We start from the raw sequence: 20,524 nt of genomic DNA on the forward strand, positions 1-20,524 counted from the left end.
GTACCAGGCGCACAGGCCATAAACTCTGTCTTCCAATTCTCGCCTGCAATTCCTTCTGGCCTCCGCGCCCGCTGCCCCGTGAATTCCCCCGTCTTTGCCTCCCTGATCCCCGTCGTCCTGTTCATCGCCATCGGTTTCCTGTCGGGCCAGCAGGGCTGGATAAGGGCGGGGTCGGTCAAGGACCTCTCTAACCTGGTGTTCATGGTGCTCACCCCAGCGCTGCTATTCAGAACCATGAGTTCGGTGCACCTGGGCGATGTGGACTTTGCGCCCATCGCTGCCTACTTCGCGGCGGCGGGCCTGGTGTTCGGGGGCACCATGGCGCTGCTGGGCTTCACCAGTCTGGCGGCGGCCCGGGCGCTGGCCAACATGTTCAGCAACACGGTGATGATCGGCGTGCCGCTGGTGGGCCTGGTGTTTGGCGAGGCGGGCCTGGTCACGCTGTTCACCCTGATCTCGCTGCACGCGCTGATCTTGCTCACGGCGGCCACCGTGGTGTTCGAGCTGGCCGCGGCGCGCGAGCGCGCGGGTACGCCAGGGCATGAAGGCCGCTCCATGCTGCGCACGGTGCTGATGGCGGTGCGCAACGGCATCATTCACCCCATCCCCATGCCCATCATCGTGGGCCTGCTGTATGCACAGACGGGGCTGCCCATCCCGCTGGTGATCGACAAGCCGCTGGAACTGCTGGGCCAGGCCCTGGGGCCGCTGGCACTGCTGCTGGTGGGGGTGACGCTGGCCTTCACCACGGTGGGCACGCATTTCCGCGCGGCCATGCGCATCGCGCTGGTCAAGTGCCTGGTGCACCCGGTGGCCATGGCCGCAGTGGGCTGGGCCATGGGCCTCAAAGGCATGCCGCTGGCCGTGATGATCGTGGCCGCCTCGCTGCCGGTGGGGGCCAACGTGTTCCTGTTCTCGCAGCGCTACGAGGTGGCGCAGGACGAGGTGACGGCCAGCGTGGCCGTATCAACCGCGCTGGCACTGATCACCATGCCGGTGGTGATCATTTTGGTGACCCGTTTTCTGATTTAGGGCGCAAGCCGTTCGCGCACCCATTCGGCGCCGTCAAGCCGGTAGCGCAGTCGGTCGTGCAGGCGGCTCTTGCGGCCCTGCCAGAACTCCCATTGCTCGGGCTTGAGGCGGTAGCCGCCCCAGTGCGGCGGGCGCGGGGGCTTGAGCAGGAACTGCGCGCCATACTTGGCGGCGTTGGCCACCAGCACGCTGCGGCCCGGGATCACCTGGCTTTGCGGGCTGGCCCAGGCGCCGATGCGCGAGTCGAGCGGGCGGCTGGCGAAGTAAGCGTCGCTTTCCTCGTCGCTGATCTTTTCCACCACGCCCTCGATGCGCACCACGCGCTCGAGCTCCACCCAGTGGAACTGCAGCGCCGCAAATGGGTTGCCCGCGATCTGGCGGCCCTTGCGGCTGTCGTAGTTGGTGAACCAGACGATGCCGCGCTCGTCGAATCCCTTGATGAGCACGATGCGCGTGCTGGGGCGCAGGTCGCCGCCCACGGTGGCCAGGGTCATGGCATTGGGCTCGGGTACCTGCGCGGAAATGGCTTCCTTGAGCCATTGATCAAACTGCTGCAGGGGTGCAGCATGCGAGGCGTCTTCGTTGAGTTCGGCGCGCTCGTAGCTCTTGCGCAGATCGGCGATGGAGGTGGTCATGGCCACGATTGTGCATCCCCACCAGACGGGCCGCGCGGTGCTGGTTGTTGGCGAATAAAAATTCGCTTATATTGGCGAGGCGATGAAACCCAAAGACGATGAAAAGCAGCGCGCCATTGCGCAGGCCACCTTCGACCTGGTCGGTCAGACGGGCCTGAGCGGACTCACCATGGCGCAGATCGCGCGGGCGGCGGGCATTGCCACGAGCACGCTGTACGTCTACTACCCGTCCAAGGACGAGCTCATCAGCCAGCTCTACCAGGACGCCAAGACCGTCACCGCCGCGCGCATCATGGAGGGCGTGGTGCCCGGCCTGCCGTACCGCGCCCGGGTGCGCCGCATCTGGGGCAACCTGCTGCGCCACCGGCTGGACCAGCATGCCGAAGTGGTGTTCCAGGAGCAGTACTACAACTCGCCCTGGTTCACCGAGGGCAACCGCGAGTTCTCCACCCGCCTCATGGCCGGCTTTTTCGCGCTGATGCAGGAGGGCCAGCAGCAGGAGATCCTCAAGGCCGTGCCGGTGCCGCTGCTCACGGCCAGCCTGATCGGCTCGGTGCGCGAAACCGCCGGCCTGATACGCACCGGTGTCCTGCCCGACGACGAGGCCCTGCACCAGACCGCCTTCAGCCTGTGCTGGGATGCGCTCAAAGCATAAGCCGCCGATTTGCGCTTTAATCGAATAAATATTCTCTTAAAAATGCCGCGATTTCACCTGCACCTGCTGCGCCCTGACCGACGGCGATGGCGCCGCTGACCTGTCGGCCTGACATATCACAGCCTTACCGTTCTACCTGCTTTCCCTCAAAAATATCCCCCACGGAGAACCCACGATGCCCACCCTCAACATCAATGGCAAAGAAACGGCTGTGGATGCCGATGAATCCACCCCCATCCTCTGGGCCCTGCGCGACACGCTGGGCATGACCGGCACCAAGTTCGGCTGCGGCGCTGCGCTGTGCGGCGCCTGCACCGTGCACCTGAACGGGGCGCCGATCCGCTCGTGCATCACGCCCATCTCGGCGGCGGCGGGCCAGAAGATCACCACCATCGAGGCCATCGCGTCCAGCGACAAGGTGGGCAAGGCCGTGCATGCCGCCTGGGTCAAGCACGACGTGGCGCAATGCGGCTACTGCCAGAGCGGCCAGATCATGAGCGCCACGGCCTTGCTCAAGGGCAAGAAGAAGCCGAGCGACGCCGACATCGACACCGCCATGGCCGGCAACGTCTGCCGCTGTGGTACCTACGTGCGCATCCGCGCGGCCATCCACGATGCCGCCCGCACCCTGGCCTGAAGGAGAACCACACCATGCATTTTGACCCCGTGGCCGTACAGGCCCACATGCCCAAGCACCTTCTGGCCCTGATGGAGAAGGCGCAGAGCGCCGATGAATCCACCGGCCCCGGTTTTTCAGAAGGCCTGGCGCGCCGCACCTTCCTCAAGGTGACGGCGGCCTCCGGCTTTGCGCTGGGCGCGTTCCCACTGGCGGCTGTGGCGCAGGGCGCCGCCGCGCCGGCCGCCGGCCTCAAGCCCTTCGAGCAGCCCTCGGCCTTCGTGCGCATCGAGCCCGATGGCACGGTCACCGTCACCATCAACCGGCTGGACTTCGGCCAGGGCGTGCAGACCGGCCTGCCCATGATCCTGGCCGAGGAGCTCGACGCCGACTGGTCCAAGGTGCGCAGCACGCACGGCGACGCCAACCCGGCCTATGCCGACCCTGCCTACGGCATGCACCTCACGGGCGGCTCCAACTCCATCAAGAACTCCTACACCCAGTACCGCGAACTCGGTGCCCGCACCCGCGCCATGCTGGTGTCGGCTGCTGCAGCGCAGTGGGGCGTGGACGCCTCGGCCCTGCGCACGCAGAACGGCTTTGTCGTGGGCCCCGGCGGCAAGAAGCTCGGCTATGGCGAGCTGGCCGAAGCCGCCATGAAGCTGCCCGTGCCCGAGAAGGTCACCCTGAAGGACCCCAGGCAGTTCCGCCTGATTGGCCAACCCACGGGGCGGCTCGACGCCAAGGCCAAGTCCAGCGGGCTGCAGGACTACGGCATCGACGTGCGCCTGCCCGGCATGCTGACCGCCGTGGTGGCGCGCCCGCCGGTGTTTGCGGCCAAGCTCAAGTCGCTGGACGACTCGGCCGCCAAGGCCGTCAAGGGGGTGAAGGCCGTGCTGCGCGTGCCCACCGACCGGGGCGGCGAGGGTGTGGCGGTGATCGCCGATGGCTACTGGGCGGCCAAGCAGGGCCGCGATGCGCTCAAGGTGGAATGGGACACCAGCGCCGTGGAAAAGCCCGACACCACCGCGCTGCTGGCCAGCTACCGCGAGCTTGCGGCCAAGCCCGGCCTGGTCGCCATGCAGGCCGACACGGCCCCGCTGGCCGGCGCGGCGCACAAGATCAGCGCCGAGTACGTCTTCCCCTACCTGGCGCATGCGCCCATGGAGCCGCTGAACTGCACCGTGCTGCTGAGCGGCGACAAGGCCGAGCTGTGGATGGGCACGCAGATGCCGGGCACGGATGCGCTGGCCGCCGCCAGGGTGCTGGGCCTGCAACCGCAGAACATCAAGGTCCACACGCAGATGGCCGGGGGCGGCTTTGGCCGCCGCGCCATTCCCACCAGCGACTATGTGGTGGAGGCCTGCGGCGTGGCCAAGGCCGCGCTGAGCGCGGGCCTCACGGCGGCGGTGCGCACGCTCTGGAGCCGCGAGGACGACATCAAGGGCGGCTACTACCGCCCCATGCACGTGCACCGCGCCGAGATCGGCTTTGACGCCCAGGGCAACATCCTCGCCTGGGACCATGTCATCGTGGGCCAGTCCATCGTCAAGGGCACGCCGTTCGAGGCCTTCATGGTCAAGAACGGCATCGACGCCACCGCCATCGAAGGCATGAAGGAGCCCTATGATGTGCCCATGAAGCTTTCGGTTCACCACCCGCAGGTCAATGTGCCCGTGCTGTGGTGGCGCAGCGTGGGCTCCACCCACACCGCCTATGCCATGGAGACGCTGATCGACGAGGTCGCCCGCACCACCAAGCAAGACCCCGTGGCCTACCGCATGCGCCTGATGGGCGACAAGCACCCGCGCCACAAGGCGGCGCTGCAACTGGCCGTGGCCCAGTCGGGCTACGGCAAGAAGAAGCTGCCTGCGGGCCGCGCCTGGGGCGTGGCGGTGCACGAGTCGTTCGAATCCGTGGTGGCCTATGTGGTCGAGGCCTCGGTGAAGGACGGCACGCCCAAGCTGCACCGCATCACCGCCGGGGTGCACTGCAACCTGGTGGTCAACCCCAAGAGCGTGGAGGCCCAGGTGCAGGGCGGGGCGCTGATGGGCCTGTCGATGTGCCTGCCCGGTGGCGCCATCACCCTCAAGGACGGCGTGGTCGAGCAAAGCAATTTCGGCGACTTCGCGGTGCCGCGCATCACCGACATGCCCCAGGTGGCGGTGCACATCGTGCCCAGTGCCGACCCACCCAAGGGCATGGGCGAGCCCGGCCTGCCCCCTCTGGCACCGGCGTTTGCCAACGCCATTGCCCAGATCACCGGCAAGACCCCGCGCGAGCTGCCCTTCAAGCTGGCGTGATGGTTGTTGTTCCGGACCCGCTGCCGTCCCCCGTGGTGCTGGTCCTGGCCTCGGGCCGGGGCGAGCGCTTTGCCGCATCGGGTGGGTCCGTGCACAAGCTGAGCGCATTGCTGCGTGGCGTGCCCGTGCTGGAGCACACGCTGGCCGCCGTGCGCGAGAGCGGCTTGCCCTGGCACCTGGAAGACGCCGGCCACCCGGGCATGGGGGATTCGATTGCGGCGGCGGTGCGGGCCACGGCCACTGCACCCGGCTGGCTGGTGCTGCCGGCGGATCTGCCCCTGGTGCGGCCAGAAACCCTGCGCGGCATGGTGGGTGCGCTGTACGGGTGCGCGGTGGCCGTGCCGGTGCACCGTGGCGAGCGCGGCCACCCGGTGGCTTTTTCAGCGCTGTGCCTGCCTGGCCTGCTGGCCCTGGCGGGCGAGCAGGGCGCCGCCAGCGTGGTGCGCGAGCAGGCGCAGCAGGGCAGGTTGCGCCTGGTGGAGGTGCATGATGAAGGCACGGTGACCGATGTGGACACCGTGCAGGATCTGGCCCGCGCCGAGCAGATCCTGGCGGGCAGACTTACTTCGCCGTGATCACCGCGCACGCCAGGCGCGGGCCGGCATTGCCCGTGGGCTGGGTGGTGTAGTCGTCGGGATCGCGGTGCACGATCAGGCCCTTGCCGACGATGTCGTTGGCGGTGCTGCCCACGCGGATGGATCGCGACTCGAAGCTGATCTTGGCCACGCCACCGGCGTCGGCCTTCAGGCTGGGCAGGTCGCCCGTGTGGTGCTCGGCGCCGCCGTGGTTGCCGTGCGGCTTGCCACCGGGGTTGAAGTGGCCGCCGGCGCTCATGCCGTCGCCACTGGAGCAGTCGCCTTTTTCATGGATGTGGAAGCCATGCTCGGCATTCGGCTTGAGGCCACGCACCTCGCCCATTACCTTGACCGTTTCGCCCGTCTGAGTGAAGGTCACCATACCGGTGGTGGTGTTGCCACGCGTGGCTTCGAGCTTGCCGGTGGCGCTGGGGCCCGAGGACGAAAAGGCGGCGCAACCCGCCAGGGATGCGACAGCGAGGGCAAGCGATGCAATGCGAAGACTGTTCATGGCAATGGACTCCAGAAGACAAGAAAAAAAGACGCACCGCCCTGGCGCGTTGGGCGTGGTGAACGTGGTGAAGGCTGCGAACGATTCGCACCTTCCAAGTGCGCCACTATGCCTGCTTTTTGTCGGTAAGCGAAAGTAATCTTCCCAGCGAGCGGTCGTGGATGCCCATGCGGCGCAACTCGTCGTAGGTGGCCTGGGCGTAATCGCGCGTGGTGCCGAACTTGCCACAGGCCTGCTCAAAGATGCGGCAGTATTCCTGGTCGGGCAACTCGCCCGTGTGGTTGGGGCTTTTGCGCGACAGGGTGAAGGCCAGCGCCTGCACGCTGCCATGGGGCGTATGGCAGGTGAGCCAGCGCGGGTCATACACGCCGGTCATCATCTCGCGCTGCCACAGGTTGATCAGCACCTGGCGGGCGTGCGCCTTGTCCACCCGGAACACCATGCCCCGGCAACTGCCGCCAGAGAGCATGCCGAACACCAGGCCCGGGCACTCGGGCGTGCCGCGGTTGATGCGGCTCCACATCTTGAGCGCGCGGTGCCAGCCATGCACGCGCGCAGCACGGCGCTCGGAAAAGTCGAAATCGGGGCGCCAGATCAGGGAGCCGTAGCCGAACACCCACAGGTCCTTGTGGCCACCCCACTCGTGCAGGGCCCGCTCCAGCATGGGAGCGGGATCGCGCAGCGGTGCGGGAAGACTCGTCATGCCATCACTCTACAATGAAGAAGGTGCCCGAGTCTGGCACCCGAAACATCCATCACGCATATAGATAGATATACATACAGGGAGACCCCATGTCCGGTAGTTCCGACAACGACAGCCAAGAACGTTTTGCACTCGGTTTTTTGTTCATCCTGATCGCTCTGGTCATCTCCACCGCGGTCGGCACCGTGGTGGTCAAGCGCCTGGGCGCCGCGTCTGCCAGCAAGGCAGCGCCTGCGCCCACCACCGCCCTTGCAAACAACGCGCCAGCCGCCCCGGCCGCTGACATGGCTGCCCCTGCTACGGCTGCTGCAGCAGACGCCGCCAGCGTGCGCGTGGACAACGGCGTGGTGAAGTTCTACTTCGCCAGCGCCAAGGCCGAGCTGGCCGCTGGCGCCAACGAAGCCCTGGCTGACGTGGTGAAAGGCGTGGCCGAAGGCAAGAAGGCTGTGGTTTCTGGCTTCCACGACGCCACGGGCGACGCCGCCGCCAATGCCGAGTTGGCCAAGCAGCGCGCCTACGCGGTGCGCGACGCGCTCAAGGGCCTGGGCGTGGCCGAAGACAAGATCGAGCTGAAGAAGCCTGAGGAAACTACTGCGGGTGGCAGCAATGCGGAGGCGCGGCGGGTGGAAGTGGTGCTGGCTGCGATCTGATCACTCGGACAAGCCCTGTGTTCCGGCGCGAGGCTCCATGTCTGCGTGCCACACGCCATCGGCGATGATGTTGCGCTATGCCAGCCCGGGCTGGAACGCTCAGGTGCTTGAAAAGACCAGCTCCTCAGACCCGCCGGTAGCGGCATGCCAAAAAACGCTCAGGCGCAGCGGGCCCTTGCGGTTGCCCGCCTTGTAACTCTGCGGACTGGTTTGCATCTGGCGGAACAATTCCTTGAGGTAGTCCATGTGCAAATGCCCGCCGTCGATGGGCTGTGGCGTGATCAGTTCGATTTCCAAGGTTCCATTGAAGCTCTTGTCCTGGGTGAAGCCGCTGTTCATGAGACCCGGGGCCACCTTGTTCACCAGGCTCGCCAGGTGGTGGGCGGCGTGCCGGGTGGCCACCTCTGCATCAACGGAGCCGATCTTCAAGCGGTATCCGTGGGAACCATCGACTGCCATGGTCTGGCTGATGTTCAAGGTCTGCAAACTCTCTTCCGCGAAAATCTCTTGGCCGAAAGATGTACCGGCGGGTATGGACAACAGTGCCCCACATCCCCATTGGTGGTAATCGTCGGGACTCAAGAAAACCAGGCTTCGGCCGCCTACCACCTGGAGGTGTACAGGGTTGCCCAGCCAGAATTTCCATTGGGAGGGCAGGCTTACCGAGCTGACCACGGTGCCATCGGGCAGATAGCTGTTGAGAAAATTGGCGCCGCAAGACGCTGCATACAGCGCTTGGTCGTTGTGCCAGAACAGCAGTGTGCCCTTGAACTTGTCTGGGTCGAAAACGGCAATTTTCTCTGCAATTGACAGATCATCCGAAGCGGCTTTGAAAATGCCTGATTTGTCTGCGAAGAAAACCCCATCGAGGGTTTGAACAATGGAAACGATATATCCGCTGGGTCGCTCTACACGAGGCCCCAGCTCGCCCCGGCTCAGAGAAAAAGGCACGAGGAATGCTGTGCCATTTTCACCGCCCACGCTGAGATGGATGGTTTCGCCGATTTTGAACAAGCTGAGCGCATTTTTCGGACGGTTGCCGTCGCTGACAGCATTGCACTCGCATACTTTAATGCCTTGGTGGTCGTATACCGACCATCCATGTCGGCCTTCTTCAAAGAAGAAACCGCCAGCGTGATTCAAACTCCGCACTCTGGCATTGTTGAATTCCAGGTAACGCTTTTCCAGGTAGTTGTACGCGATGAATTTGCCTGTTTCGTTCTCTTCGAGAAGAAGCCATCCCTCCGCGAAGCTGATCAGAGAGCAGTCGGTGAAATGGTTCGCTTCATGGTTGTGCGAGACCTCGAAATTGAATCCGATACCGTCCTTGCCGTTGTGAGCCTGTTTCAAAACGGCGCCGTCGGCAGCTACCCAAGGGTCTACCACTCTGTCGGTAGAGTGGCCGATGCTCAGGGCGCCGTTCTCTACCTTGTTGACCAACCCGGATCGAAAATAGAGCGCCTTGTTACTGGAAAAGACGCCGTTTGCGAAATTGAGGGTTGGGTAGATCATGGTTTAACTTTGAAATGGGTTCGGTGGCTGTGCTGTCTACGTAACCCGGTGCGTAGCGTTCTTCACCCCAGTGTGGTCGCAGGCCTGTGAGATTTCGCGCGGGGTAAGAAGGTGCTGTCCACCAGCAGCCTAGCCCCATGGTATGCAAAGCATAGGTTCACGGCTGGACAAATTGTCCAGTGGCCGGTGCATATGCCTATATGTAACAAAATCGCATACAGATTTTCGCCGTGGGCGAGTGCCGCATCGACTTTGCCGAATCGTGCCGCGTAGAGGTTGGAAATGCGTTCCGGCGTGCAGAGGCATGAACGCAAATGCCCGGCATCGCCGGGCAACTTTCGTGGGGGGCAGGCACTCAGCGCAATCCCGTGCCACCCGTATCGTTCTTGCGCTCAATCAGCTCAATCTTGTACCCATCAGGATCCGTCACAAACGCGATCACCGTGCTACCGCCTTTGACCGGCCCCGCCTCGCGCGTCACATTGCCGCCCGCCGCCTTGATCTTGTCGCAGGCCGCATACGCATCCGGCACGCCCAGCGCGATATGGCCATAGGCCGTACCGAGGTCGTAGCTCTCGGTGCCCCAGTTGTAGGTCAGCTCGATCTCGGCCTGGCCGGGGTTGCCGCCGTCGAAGCCGAGGAAGGCCAGCGAGTACTTGTACTCGGGGTTTTCGGACTGGCGCAGCAGCTGCATGCCCAGCACCTGGGTGTAGAAATCAATCGAGCGTTGAAGGTTGCCAACGCGGAGCATCGTGTGGAGGAATCTCATGCCCTCGATTGTGCCGGTAGATCGAAAACCAGGCAGGTGGTGGTGGCGTGGGCGTACAGGGTGCCGTCGGGGCCCACCAGGCGTGCCTCGGCCGTGGCCAGCTGGCGCCCGCAGTGGATCACGCGGCCTTCGGCGCGCACGCGCTGCACCTTGGGGGTGATGGCCTTGACCAGGTTCACGCCCAGCTCGGCCGTGGTGTAGCCGCGCCCGGGCAGCATGCGGGTGTGTACGGCGCAGCCCAGGGCCGAGTCGAGCAGGGTGGCGAACCAGCCGCCGTGCACGGTGCCCATGGGGTTCAGGTGCTCCACGCCGGGGGTGCCCTGGAAGATGGCCACGCCCTCGCTGACCTCCACCAGGCGAAAGTCCAGGGTGCGGGCGATGGGAGGGTAGGGCAGCTCGCCGCGCAGCATGGCCTGCATCATCTGCAGGCCGTCGAGGCCCGCCACCTGGTCGGGCCGAGATACGCCGGGGCCCACGCCGCCATCCATGCGGGCCATCACCTCTTGCTCCACGGCAAGCCATTGTTCGAGTTGGTTGTGTTGTGTCATGGGTCTTCGTTCAGTTGAAGTATTGCATATGCAATTATTGCAGATACAATCGAATCCATGCAAGCCGAAATCACCCTTCCTTCACCCGCTGCGGCGCGTCCGCAGGGCTGTACCAACTTCAAGCTGCGCCAGTTGCTGCGCCGGGTCGGGCAGCACTACGACGCCGAGATGGCCAAGTGCGGCCTCAAGACCACGCAGTATTCGCTGCTGTCGCATGTGCTCAAGCTTGGCCCCATCCGGCCGGGTGACTTGGCGGCGGAGATGAAGATGGACGCCTCCACGCTCACGCGCAACCTGCGCCCGCTGGTGGATGCCGGCTGGGTGACCCTGCAGGCCGGCGCCGATGGCCGCAGCCGCCTGGTGCACATCACCGACGCGGGCCGCGACAAGCGCGCAGAAGCCCAGCACTGCTGGAAGGTGGCGCAGTTGTCGCTCAACGACCTGTTGGGCGTGGAACGTGTGATGGCGCTGCACACCCTGGCCGATGAGTGCCTTGAACTGCTGTCCCCCATCTCGGAGCTCGACCATGGCGAATGAACAGACCTTTTCCGCGCCAGCTTCCCCAAAGCCTGCCGTCCCACCCATCGCCATCTGGCTGGTGCTGCTGGCCGCTGCAGGCGCGTTTGCCCTCACCATGGGTACGCGCCAGACCATGGGTTTGTTCCTGTCGTCCTTGAACACGTCCACGGGCCTGGGCGTGGGCAGCATCAGCCTGGCGTTTGCCTTCGGCCAGTTGTGGTGGGGCCTCACGCAGCCGTTTGCGGGCGCGGTGGCCGACCGCATCGGCACCGGGCGTGTGATCTTTCTGGGGGTGGTGCTGGTGGCCCTGGGCACCTTCATCACCCCGCTGATGACGACGACGGCCGGGCTGATCTTTGCCATTGGCGTGCTGGCGGCGGGCGGTGCCGGCATGGCAGGCCCCTCGGTGCTGATGGCCGCCAGCACCCGGCTGGTGCCGCCGGCCAAGCGCGGGCTGGCCACCGGCATCGTGAATGCGGGCGGCTCGTTCGGCCAGTTCGCCATGGCGCCCATTGCCATCGGCCTCACGGCTGCGGTGGGCTGGGCCAGTGCCATGCAGTGGCTGGGCGTGCTGGTACTGCTGGCGCTGCCGGCGGTCTTCGTGCTCAAGGGCAACTCGAAGGCACTGGCGGCGCAGGCCGCAGCGGCATCGGGCGTGAAGGCGCTGACGGCGCGCGAAGCCATTGCCCAGGCGCTGGGCACGCGCAGCTACCTGTACCTGTCGGCGGGCTTCCTGGTGTGCGGGTTTCACGTGGCCTTTCTGGCAACGCATCTGCCCGGTGTGGTGGCCGCCTGCGGTCTGCCACCCGAGGTGGGCGGCTGGTCGCTGGCGATGATCGGCCTGTTCAACATCATCGGCAGCCTGGCCATGGGCTGGGCCGTGGGCCGCTGGCGCATGAAGTCGCTGCTGTCGCTGCTGTACGCCACGCGCGGCCTGGCGGTGCTGGTCTTTCTGTTCGCGCCCAAGACCACGGCCGTGATGCTGATCTTTGCCGCAGTGATGGGCGTGACCTTTTTGTCCACCGTGCCGCCCACGGCCGGGCTGGTGGCCAAGATGTTCGGCACGGCCAACATGGCCATGCTGTTCGGCGTGGTGATGCTGTCGCACCAGATCGGTGGCTTCTTCGGCGCCTACCTGGGCGGCAGCGTGTTCCAGGCCACAGGCAGCTACGACTGGGTCTGGTACATCGACATCGCGCTGGCCCTGGGTGCAGCGCTGGTGAACCTGCCGATCCGCGAGGCGCCGCTCAAGCGCCTGGTCCCCGCCGCCGCCTGATAGATACAGATACCCCGATCCCGTTTCCAAAGAGCCTGTTGACCATGACCGATACCATTGCTGCAACGCAGCCCCTGTACCTCGAAGACATGACCGTGGGCCGGCGCTTCACCGGCGGCGAGCACGCGATGGACGCCGAGCAGATCGTCAGCTTTGCAAGGCAGTTCGACCCGCAGCCCTTCCATCTGGACGACGCCGCCGCAAAAGGCACGCTGTTCGGCGGCCTGGCCGCCAGCGGCTGGCACACCGCGGCCATCACCATGCGCCTGCAGGTGACCACGGGCCTGCCGGTGGCCGGCGGCATCATCGGCGCCAGCGGCGACGTGGCCTGGCCCCGGCCCACGCGCCCCACCGACGTACTGCATGTGGTGAGCGAGGTGATGGAGACCAACCCCTCCAGGTCCAAGCCCGACCGGGGCATGGTGACCGTGCGCAGTGAGACCCTGAACCAGCATGGTGACGTGCTGCAGGTCTCGACCGTGCGCATCGTCGTGCCGCGCAAGTCCGGGGCTGCGCCATGAGCGCCGCCGCCTCCGCAGACGCGATGAACCCGCGCACCCGCATGCTGCTGGAGGCGCCCATCGCCTCCACCTTGCTGCGCATGGCTGCCCCAAATGTGCTGGTGATGCTGGCCCAGGCCGGCGTGGGCCTGATCGAGACCTATTTCGTCGGCAAGCTCGGCACCGATGCGCTGGCTGGCATGGCGCTGGTGTTCCCGGTGGTGATGCTGATGCAGATGATGTCGGCTGGCGCCATTGGCGGCGGCGTGGCGGCGGCCATCGCGCGGGCCCTGGGGGCGCGCCGGCGCGAGGACGCGGACGCGCTGGTGCTGCATGCGCTGGTCATCGGGCTGGTGTTTTCGCTCGTGTTCACCCTGGCCGTGGTGGGGGGCGGGCGCTGGCTCTACACCCGCATGGGCGGGGCCGGGGGCGCGCTGGAGGCGGCGCTCATCTATTCGAACTGGGTGTTTGCCGGCGCGGTCTGCGTCTGGGTGTTCAACACCCTGGCGGCCATCATCCGCGGCACGGGCAACATGGCCGTGCCGGCCTATGTCACGGTGTGGGGCGCGCTGGTGCTCATCCCCCTGTCGCCGCTGCTGATCTTTGGCTGGGGCCCGTTGCCGGGCCTGGGCATTGCGGGCGGTGCCATCGCCCTCATGGCCTATTACGTGCTGGGCAGTGCCGTGCTGGCCTGGTACCTGTGGTCGCCGCGCAGCCTGCTGCGGCCCGCGTTCAAGGGGCTGCAACTGCGCTGGGCGCTGTTCGTGGACATTCTGCGCGTGGGCCTGGTGGGGGCGGTCTCCACCGTGGCGACCAATGTGGCCATCGGCGTCACCACGGCGCTGGTGGGCGGCTTCGGCACAGCGGCCATTGCCGGCTACGGCACGGCATCGCGGCTCGAATACCTGATGGTGCCTCTGGTGTTCGGCTTTGGTGCGCCGCTGGTGGCCATGGTGGGCACCTGCATCGGCGCGGGCCAGCGCGAGCGCGCCCTGCGCGCCACCTGGATCGGCGCCGCCATGGCGTTCGGCATGACCGAGGCCATCGGCCTGTGGGCCGCGTTTTTTCCCGCCACCTGGCTGTCGCTGTTCGCCAGCGACCCGGCCATGATCGCCGCAGGCAGCCAGTACCTGCGCACGGTGGGCCCGGTGTATGGCTTTTTCGGCCTGGGCTTGGTGCTGTACTTCGCCTCGCAGGGGGCCGGGCGCCTGTTCTGGCCGGTGGCCGGCAACCTGGCCCGGCTGGTGATCGCCGTGGTGGGCGGCTGGCTGGCGCTGCGATGGGACGGCGGCCTGGCCGGCGTGTTTGCCGCCCAGGGTGTGGCCCTGGTGGTCTACGGCATCGTGATCGGCTGGGCGATTGCCGGCGGCGCCTGGTTCGGCCGTGTGGGCTGGCCGAGCAGCCCGGCGGGACTCCTTCGGCGGGTCCCCCAACCGTAGCCTGGAGTTTGCCCACTGCTGGCGCGACTGGCGTGGCCTGTGCCAGTGCTCCCGCGCAAGGGCCGCCCCGCCGCGCTGGGAGCGTCCCCCTGGCGGGAAGGCGCGAAGCGACTCAGGGGGGCTTCTTATACAGGCACGGTGTAGTTGAGCGTCATGCGGCCGCCGTCCACGGTGACGATCTCGCCCGTGACGTAGCTTGCCGCATCGCTGGCCAGCCAGGCCACCACGTCGGCGATTTCGGCCGGATCACCCAGGCGCTTCATCGGCGTGCGCGACATGATCTTGGCCTTGGCCTCGTCGCTGGTGAGCACGGCCTTGGCGGCCAGCTCGGTGGCGATGGTGCCTGGCGCAACGGCGTTCACGCGCACGTTCTTGTCGGCCAGGGCCAGGGCCATCACGCGCGTGAGCTGGTTGATGCCGCCCTTGCTCACGTTGTAGCTGGAGATGCTGGGGATGGTGAGCACGCCGTTGACCGAGCTCATGTTGACGATGGAGCCGCCGCCCGAAGCCACCATGGCCCGCGCCACGGCCTGGCCCACCAGGAACGAGCCCTTGAGGTTGACGCGCAGCACAGCATCGAAGTCTTCTTCGGTCACTTCGAGGAAATCCGCCGCGCGGAAGATGCCGGCGTTGTTGACCAGCACGTCCACCCTGCCATGCGCCTGCAGCGTGCGCGCCACGAGGGCGTCCACCTGGGCCTTGTCGCCCACGTCGCAGCGCACGTAGAGCGCACCGAGCTCCTGCGCCAGGGCCGTGCCCCGGGCATCGTCGACGTCGGCAATCACCGTGTGTGCACCTTCGCGGGCAAAGCGCCGCACGCAGGCCTCGCCGATGCCTTGCGCGCCCCCGGTGACGATGCAGACGCGGCCCTGGTGGCCGAAGTGGATGGTGGAAGAGGCGATGGGGGAGGGCGCAGTAGGCAATGTCATGCCCGGGATGGTAGCGGTTTGCCAAGCACGCGGCGGCACGGGCCTACCGGCGTGGTCGCACGCGCCGCTGGGCCTTGGGGGGGACGACCGTGCCGGCCCCCTTGGCGCCGGCCTGTTTCGCGCGGCTGCGCGGCAGCGGCTTGAAGCGGGCGCGCTCCTTGTTGGCCCGGTGGCCGCGCCACAGCCAGGCAAGTGCCAGCATGAGCACCAACGCCCAGGCGGTCACCATTCTGGGGTTGCCGCCCAGCCAGGACACCAAAAAATCGACATACTCCATGGGGCACAAGCTATCACAGCGCGAATTCCCGTCCCATGGGTGTAAACAATCATCAACAAACTGCCTGGTACGCGGGGTTTTGTTGAAACCCTTGGATACACTGCGTTCATGAGCGACCTGACGGCCACCACGACCGAAGCGCCTTCGCACACCAAGGCCTTGCTGCAGCTGTGCAAGCGCCTGGAGCGGGCGTGGAGCCTGCCCGGTATCCTGGATGCGGTGTATCCGGTGGCGGAGCAGGTGCTGGGCTACCCCCATTGCTGGCTGGGCGTGTACGGGCTGAAGCCGGGGTTCGTATCGATCTTGCTGCATTCGAGCCAGATCAACGACCCGGCCCTCGCCCGGGCCATCGACACCACCGAAATCCCCATTGCGGGCGACAGCATGGTCCAGGAGATCATTGCTGCGGACCATGTGGTGGTGGTGGTCGACGCACGCACCGACCCGCGCACCAACAAGGAGATCGTGGCGGCGCTGGACAACCGCACCATCATCAATGTGCCGCTGATCATGGCAGAGCAGCGGCTCGGTGCCGTGGGCATGGGCACCTATGGCGATGCGGAAGGCGTGCGCCCGCCCTTGCCCTGGCACATCGACTTCATGCAGGCCATGGCGGCCCATGTGGCCGTGGCCATGGACCGTGTGCGATTCATGCAGGCCCGCAAGGAAGCCGAGGACGCGCTCTACCACGAGAAAGAGCGCCTGCAGGTCACGCTGCACTCGATTGGCGATGCGGTGATCTCGACCAATGCACAGGGGCACCTGCTCTATATCAACCCGGCGGCAGAGGTGTTGACCGGCTGGAGCCTGACCGCCGCCGTGGGCAAGCCCTACGGCGAGGTGTTCCGTCTGCTCGCTGCGGATGGATCGACGCAGCCGGCGCCCGACATGGTGGCCAGCACCATTGCGACAGCGCAGGCCCAGCGCCATCCGGAACTGCATTTGCAGACCCTGCACGGTGGCCGGGTGCTGGTGGAGGCGACGGTGTCGCCCATCAAGGATGCGGATGGCGAAGTGCAGGGCGCGGTGCTGGTGTTCCGCGATGTGACCGAGCAGCGCCGCCTGAGCCGCGAGATGGCCTACCAGGCGACCCACGACGAGCTCACGGGGCTGGGCAACCGGCGCGCGTTCGAGCAGGCCCTGGCCCTTGCCGTGGAGCGCACGCGCGGCCATGCGCTGCAGCATGTGGTGTGCTACCTGGATCTGGACGAGTTCAAGGTCGTGAACGACACCTGCGGCCACGCGGCAGGCGATGCCATGCTGCGCGAGATCGCCCAGCTGTTTGCCGGCCTGCTGGCCGAGGACGACCTGCTGTGCCGCATCGGCGGGGATGAATTCGGCATCCTGCTGGCCGGCCACAGCGTGGCCGCCGCCCTGCAGGTGGCCGAGCGGCTGCAGCAGCGCCTGGCAGGCTACCATTTCGTGTGGCTGGAGCAGCGCTTTGGCGTCGGCGTCAGCATCGGCATGGTGGCGCTGGACGCGCAGACCGAAAGCGTGGGTGCCCTGCTGCAGGCCGCAGACAGCGCCTGCTACGTGGCCAAGGACGCAGGCCGTAGCCGCATCCACCTGTACGCCATCGATGACCCGGCGCTGGCACAGCGCTATGGTGTCATGGAGTGGGTGAGCCGCATCGAACATGCCCTGGCGCACGACCATTTCGAGCTGTTTGCGCAGCCCATCGTGCCGCTGCAGGGCGGTGAGTCACAGGGCTTGCACTGCGAAATCCTGCTGCGCATACGCAGCGAACAGGGCGAACTGGTGCTGCCAGGGCTGTTCATGCCGGCCGCCGAGCGTTACCACCTGGCCGCCCGCGTGGACCGCTGGGTCGTCACCCATGCGCTGCGCTGGGTGGTCGCGCAGCAAAGCCGCATCGGGCAGTGCTCGATCAACCTGTCGGGCCAGTCGCTGGGGGATGCGGCCTTCACGGCCTTTGTGCTGCAGGCTTTGGAGAACCCCGAGGTGCCGTGCTCCAAGCTGTGTTTTGAGATCACCGAGACGGCGGCCATCAGCAATCTGCAGACGGCCAGCCACTTCATCGAGACCCTGCGCGGGCGCGGCTGCAAGATCTCGCTCGATGATTTTGGCAGCGGCCTGTCCTCGTTTGCCTACCTGCGCAACCTGCCGGTCGATGTGCTCAAGATCGACGGCCAGTTCGTCAGGGACATCGACCGCGACCCGGTGAGCCTGGCCATGGTCAAATCGATCCACGAGATCGGCTGCCTGATGGGCAAGCGCACCGTGGCCGAGTTTGTCGAGAGCCAGGCCCTGGTGGCCATACTGAAGGACATTGGCGTGCACTATGCGCAGGGTTACGCTGTCGGCTACCCTGTGCCCCTGGCGCAGGTGCTCGAAGGGCACCAGGGCGTTGCTTCTCACCCGCCCGTGCCGTGATGAAAAACCTCTTGTGAAAGGCCGCTAAGCCATGGCACCAGGATCGCAAGCACGCGTGTTGCATGCGGCTGCAACGTAACCGGAGCCATTGAGGATGCGTGCCTTCCAGTTGTCTCTGCGGACTGCTATTGCGGTGCCTTTTGCGGCACTGTTCGCTGCCACGGTCGTCTTGCAGGCGGTCACGCAGCACCGGCAGATCAGCCAACTGATCGACCAGGAGAGTGTGCGCGTGCTGGCAGCCCTCACCACCAACTCTCGCGCGCGCCTGGCGGAATTTCTGGAAACCCCGTTCCTGATCCAGAACACGGTGGCCGACGCCATCAGCCGCCATGGCCTGTACCAGGAGGGGAACCTGCGCCCCGTGTACACCCACCTGCGGGGCGTCTTCTCCGACCTGTATGCCGGGGAGCAGCAGATCAGCCTGCTGAGCTTCGGGAGCAGGGCGGGGGAGTACACCGGCATCCGCCGGGAGCCCGGTGAGGGGTTTCGCCTGATCCTCAAGGATGCCACGACGAACGGCATGATGAATGTGTACGAGGACGATACGCTGCGCAAGGTGGCGGCGGCCTTTCCCAACTACGACCCGCGTGTGCGGCCCTGGTATGCACCGGTGGCGGGATCGGGCCAGTCGCGCTGGTCCCCCATCTACACCACGGCGGGCGAGCGGGGCGACATCACCATCTCGGCAGCGACGCCGGTGGTTGCCGATGGCAGCCTGCTGGGCGTCATGGAGGCCGATGTGCGGCTGGACAGTCTGAACCGCTTTCTGCGCGAGGAGCCGTTGCGCGGGCAGGGGCAGATCTTCATCGTCGATGCGCAGGGCCTGATCGTGGCCCATTCGGAACCGGGTTCCGTGCTCAGCGACCGCCGCAATGCCGCAGGCCAGCGCGAGCGCCTGCGCATCTCGGAAAGCACAAGTGCCCAGATCCGCACGGCCGAGGGCTATTTGCGCGATGTGCCCGCGGCGGCTGGCGGGAGCTTTCACTTCCAGCACCTGGACGCACGCTATTTCGGGCGCGTCACATCCTATGCGGACCCCCGTGGCATCGACTGGCGCATCGTGGTGTTGCTGCCCGAGTCCGAGCTGCTCGGAGATTCGCGCAGTGCAGGCCAGGGGGCGCTGCTGGCGGCCGGCGCCATCGCCATCATCGGCCTGCTGCTGGGCCTGTGGGTGATTCAGTGGGCGGCGCGGCCGATTCTCAGGACGGCAGAGGCCGCCAACCGGATCGCGCGTGGCGACTGGGACACGGACATCGCTGCCAGCAGCCCCCTGCGGGAGACCAAGGTCCTCGTGCTCGCCTTCAATGAGATGGCCCACCGGCTGCAGCGCTCGTTCCAGCAGATGCAGGAGCTGCTCACCCATGACAGCCTCACGCAGCTGCTCACGCGCCGGGGATTGCTGGAACAGGTCCAGTGGACGGAACCCAAACGCGCCGTGCTCAGCCTCGTGGGGCTGAACGCCTTCCGCGCCATCAACGACAGCGTGGGCTACGGCACGGGTGACCGGCTGCTGCAGGCCGTCGCCAACCGGCTGCGGGGGCACTTTCCTGCGCCGGTGCTGCTGGCCCGCGTGGGCGGGGACGAGTTCGCCCTTCTGAGCCTAGTGGAGGAGGAGGGGGACCAGACCGCCGAGCGGTTCGGCAAAGCCGTGCTGGGCCTGTTTGCCACACCGTTCTCGGCCGGGGCCGACGAGGTCATGGTGTACGCCTCGGTGGGGCTGGTGGCGGGGCATCTGCGTGGCGAAGGGCTGGCGGAATGGCTGCGCAACGGCAGCATCGCCCTGGGCGAGGCCAAGCGCCATGGCCAGAGCCAGTGGATGGTGTTCGAACCCGGCATGGCAGACCAGGCGATGGAGCGCACCCGGCTGGCGTCCGAACTGCGGCAGGCCCTGGACAAGGACCAGTTCCTCGTGCACTACCAGCCGGTGATCGACCTTGCCACGGGCCGAGTCACCGGTGCCGAGGCCTTGCTGCGCTGGCGCAGCCCCACGCGCGGCATGGTGCCGCCCGGCGTGTTCATCACCATGGCCGAGGAAAGCGATCTGATCCTGGCGCTGGGCGACTGGGTCATGCTGCGCGCCACCCGGGACATTGCGCAGCGGCTGCCGCACCTGCCCGAAGACTTTGGCCTGCACGTCAATGTCTCGGCCCGCCAGCTGATCCAGTCGGATTTCGTCGAGCAGGTGCAGCGCACCCTGGAGGCCAGTGGCCTGCCAGCACGGCACCTGACGCTGGAGCTCACCGAATCCGTGCTGATCGAAGGCGACGCCGTGACCCACCAGCAGCTCTCGCGCCTGCGTGCCCTGGGGCTGAAGATCGCCATCGACGACTTTGGCACCGGCTACTCATCGCTGGCGTACCTGAGCCGCTTGCCGTTCGATTGCCTGAAGATTGACCAGACCTTCGTGCGCGACCTGGTCGAGTCGTCGCAGAATACCGCCATCGTCACGGCCGTGCTGCACATGGCCAAGGGCTTTGGCGTGACGGTCGTGGCCGAGGGCGTGGAGACCGAGGCCCAGGCCCGGCGCCTGCTGCAACTGGGCTGCGCCAGCGCCCAGGGCTACTGGTTCGGCCGCCCGGCGCCGCTGGAGCAGATGAACCTGGCCCAGCGCAGTCTGGACGGCGCGGGCCTGGGGCTGAAGTGAGCCAGCGTGAGGGCGAAGGAGCTCGCAGCAGACGCAGAAC

At 66.4% G+C, this 20,524-nt stretch carries 20 protein-coding genes; 12 read left to right on the top strand and 8 right to left on the bottom strand.

Translation table 11 applies throughout. The annotated features are described in order from the left end of the window. Window positions 1-78 precede the first annotated feature (78 nt). Window positions 79-1,032 (top strand): AEC family transporter, encoded by a 954-nt coding sequence (locus tag ACSQ9E_RS11775; RefSeq protein ID WP_436217872.1) that lies wholly within the window; start codon window positions 79-81, stop codon window positions 1,030-1,032. On the opposite strand, the gene pdxH is transcribed toward ACSQ9E_RS11775, so the two are convergent. Beyond that, entirely contained in the window at window positions 1,029-1,667 is a 639-nt protein-coding gene (pdxH, locus tag ACSQ9E_RS11780) for a pyridoxamine 5'-phosphate oxidase (RefSeq protein WP_436217873.1), read from the bottom strand. The genes ACSQ9E_RS11775 and pdxH overlap by 4 nt on opposite strands. Before the next feature lie 82 nt (window positions 1,668-1,749). Between pdxH and ACSQ9E_RS11785 the strand changes: the two genes are divergently transcribed. The 4 genes from ACSQ9E_RS11785 (at window position 1,750) to ACSQ9E_RS11800 (ending at window position 5,816) form a co-directional block, all read left to right on the top strand. Further along, window positions 1,750-2,322, top strand: coding sequence for a TetR/AcrR family transcriptional regulator (locus ACSQ9E_RS11785; RefSeq protein ID WP_057267564.1), 573 nt, complete (start codon window positions 1,750-1,752; stop codon window positions 2,320-2,322). Window positions 2,323-2,497: 175 nt separating this feature from the next. Next, window positions 2,498-2,959, top strand: a complete 462-nt coding sequence (locus ACSQ9E_RS11790) for a (2Fe-2S)-binding protein (protein ID WP_057203001.1) — start codon at window positions 2,498-2,500, stop codon at window positions 2,957-2,959. Between the two features lie 14 nt (window positions 2,960-2,973). Then, window positions 2,974-5,241, top strand: a complete 2,268-nt coding sequence (locus ACSQ9E_RS11795; RefSeq protein WP_436217874.1) for a molybdopterin cofactor-binding domain-containing protein — start codon at window positions 2,974-2,976, stop codon at window positions 5,239-5,241. Continuing rightward, window positions 5,241-5,816 carry a nucleotidyltransferase family protein gene (locus ACSQ9E_RS11800; protein WP_057267562.1) on the top strand — a complete coding sequence of 192 codons (576 nt, stop codon included), beginning with the start codon at window positions 5,241-5,243 and terminating at the stop codon, window positions 5,814-5,816. Before ACSQ9E_RS11795 ends, ACSQ9E_RS11800 begins: the two co-directional genes overlap by 1 nt. Here the strand turns inward: ACSQ9E_RS11800 and ACSQ9E_RS11805 are convergent. Together ACSQ9E_RS11805 and ACSQ9E_RS11810 are read right to left on the bottom strand one after the other, a co-directional pair. Continuing rightward, window positions 5,803-6,327, bottom strand: coding sequence for a superoxide dismutase family protein (locus ACSQ9E_RS11805; RefSeq protein ID WP_057267561.1), 525 nt, complete (start codon window positions 6,325-6,327; stop codon window positions 5,803-5,805). The genes ACSQ9E_RS11800 and ACSQ9E_RS11805 overlap by 14 nt on opposite strands. Before the next feature lie 106 nt (window positions 6,328-6,433). Beyond that, the gene (locus ACSQ9E_RS11810) at window positions 6,434-7,030 is read right to left on the bottom strand and encodes a gamma-glutamylcyclotransferase (protein WP_057202997.1); all 597 of its coding nucleotides are present in this window, start codon (window positions 7,028-7,030) and stop codon (window positions 6,434-6,436) included. Between the two features lie 89 nt (window positions 7,031-7,119). Here ACSQ9E_RS11810 and ACSQ9E_RS11815 point away from each other — a divergent pair, with 89 nt between their 5' ends. Then, window positions 7,120-7,680 carry an OmpA family protein gene (locus ACSQ9E_RS11815; protein ID WP_436217875.1) on the top strand — a complete coding sequence of 187 codons (561 nt, stop codon included), beginning with the start codon at window positions 7,120-7,122 and terminating at the stop codon, window positions 7,678-7,680. Between the two features lie 99 nt (window positions 7,681-7,779). On the opposite strand, the gene ACSQ9E_RS11820 is transcribed toward ACSQ9E_RS11815, so the two are convergent. The 3 genes from ACSQ9E_RS11820 to ACSQ9E_RS11830 all read right to left on the bottom strand — a co-directional run bounded on the left by ACSQ9E_RS11820 (window position 7,780) and on the right by ACSQ9E_RS11830 (window position 10,509). After that, window positions 7,780-9,192, bottom strand: a complete 1,413-nt coding sequence (locus ACSQ9E_RS11820) for a hypothetical protein (protein WP_436178466.1) — start codon at window positions 9,190-9,192, stop codon at window positions 7,780-7,782. A 355-nt stretch (window positions 9,193-9,547) separates the two neighbouring features. Beyond that, window positions 9,548-9,961, bottom strand: a complete 414-nt coding sequence (gene gloA, locus ACSQ9E_RS11825) for a lactoylglutathione lyase (protein WP_057267558.1) — start codon at window positions 9,959-9,961, stop codon at window positions 9,548-9,550. Beyond that, on the bottom strand, window positions 9,958-10,509 hold the full coding sequence (locus ACSQ9E_RS11830) for a PaaI family thioesterase (protein WP_436178444.1): 552 nt from the start codon (window positions 10,507-10,509) through the stop codon (window positions 9,958-9,960). The genes gloA and ACSQ9E_RS11830 overlap by 4 nt, the downstream gene beginning before the upstream one ends. Before the next feature lie 57 nt (window positions 10,510-10,566). Between ACSQ9E_RS11830 and ACSQ9E_RS11835 the strand changes: the two genes are divergently transcribed. From ACSQ9E_RS11835 to ACSQ9E_RS11850, 4 genes are read left to right on the top strand one after another with little or no spacing between them, the layout of a single operon-like run. Next, window positions 10,567-11,046, top strand: a complete 480-nt coding sequence (locus ACSQ9E_RS11835) for a MarR family winged helix-turn-helix transcriptional regulator (RefSeq protein ID WP_057202993.1) — start codon at window positions 10,567-10,569, stop codon at window positions 11,044-11,046. Continuing rightward, a complete protein-coding gene (locus ACSQ9E_RS11840) occupies window positions 11,036-12,304 on the top strand; it encodes an MFS transporter (RefSeq protein ID WP_436178443.1) in 1,269 nt (422 codons plus the stop codon). The genes ACSQ9E_RS11835 and ACSQ9E_RS11840 overlap by 11 nt, the downstream gene beginning before the upstream one ends. Before the next feature lie 44 nt (window positions 12,305-12,348). After that, window positions 12,349-12,825: a MaoC family dehydratase gene (locus ACSQ9E_RS11845; protein WP_436217876.1), complete on the top strand. Its 477-nt coding sequence runs from the start codon at window positions 12,349-12,351 to the stop codon at window positions 12,823-12,825. Beyond that, a complete protein-coding gene (locus tag ACSQ9E_RS11850; RefSeq protein WP_436217877.1) occupies window positions 12,822-14,243 on the top strand; it encodes an MATE family efflux transporter in 1,422 nt (473 codons plus the stop codon). The genes ACSQ9E_RS11845 and ACSQ9E_RS11850 overlap by 4 nt, the downstream gene beginning before the upstream one ends. Before the next feature lie 125 nt (window positions 14,244-14,368). Here ACSQ9E_RS11850 and ACSQ9E_RS11855 read toward each other — a convergent pair whose 3' ends face one another. Together ACSQ9E_RS11855 and ACSQ9E_RS11860 are read right to left on the bottom strand one after the other, a co-directional pair. Next, entirely contained in the window at window positions 14,369-15,172 is an 804-nt protein-coding gene (locus tag ACSQ9E_RS11855; protein WP_436217878.1) for an SDR family NAD(P)-dependent oxidoreductase, read from the bottom strand. A gap of 43 nt (window positions 15,173-15,215) precedes the next feature. Beyond that, the gene (locus tag ACSQ9E_RS11860; protein ID WP_436217879.1) at window positions 15,216-15,449 is read right to left on the bottom strand and encodes a hypothetical protein; all 234 of its coding nucleotides are present in this window, start codon (window positions 15,447-15,449) and stop codon (window positions 15,216-15,218) included. Between the two features lie 108 nt (window positions 15,450-15,557). Between ACSQ9E_RS11860 and ACSQ9E_RS11865 the strand changes: the two genes are divergently transcribed. Beyond that, the gene (locus ACSQ9E_RS11865) at window positions 15,558-17,840 is read left to right on the top strand and encodes an EAL domain-containing protein (protein ID WP_436217880.1); all 2,283 of its coding nucleotides are present in this window, start codon (window positions 15,558-15,560) and stop codon (window positions 17,838-17,840) included. Window positions 17,841-17,973: 133 nt separating this feature from the next. Next, on the top strand, window positions 17,974-20,484 hold the full coding sequence (locus ACSQ9E_RS11870) for a putative bifunctional diguanylate cyclase/phosphodiesterase (protein WP_436217881.1): 2,511 nt from the start codon (window positions 17,974-17,976) through the stop codon (window positions 20,482-20,484). Window positions 20,485-20,524 lie beyond the last annotated feature (40 nt).

Source organism: Acidovorax sp. LjRoot118, from assembly GCF_964253575.1.
Taxonomy (GTDB): domain Bacteria; phylum Pseudomonadota; class Gammaproteobacteria; order Burkholderiales; family Burkholderiaceae_C; genus Acidovorax.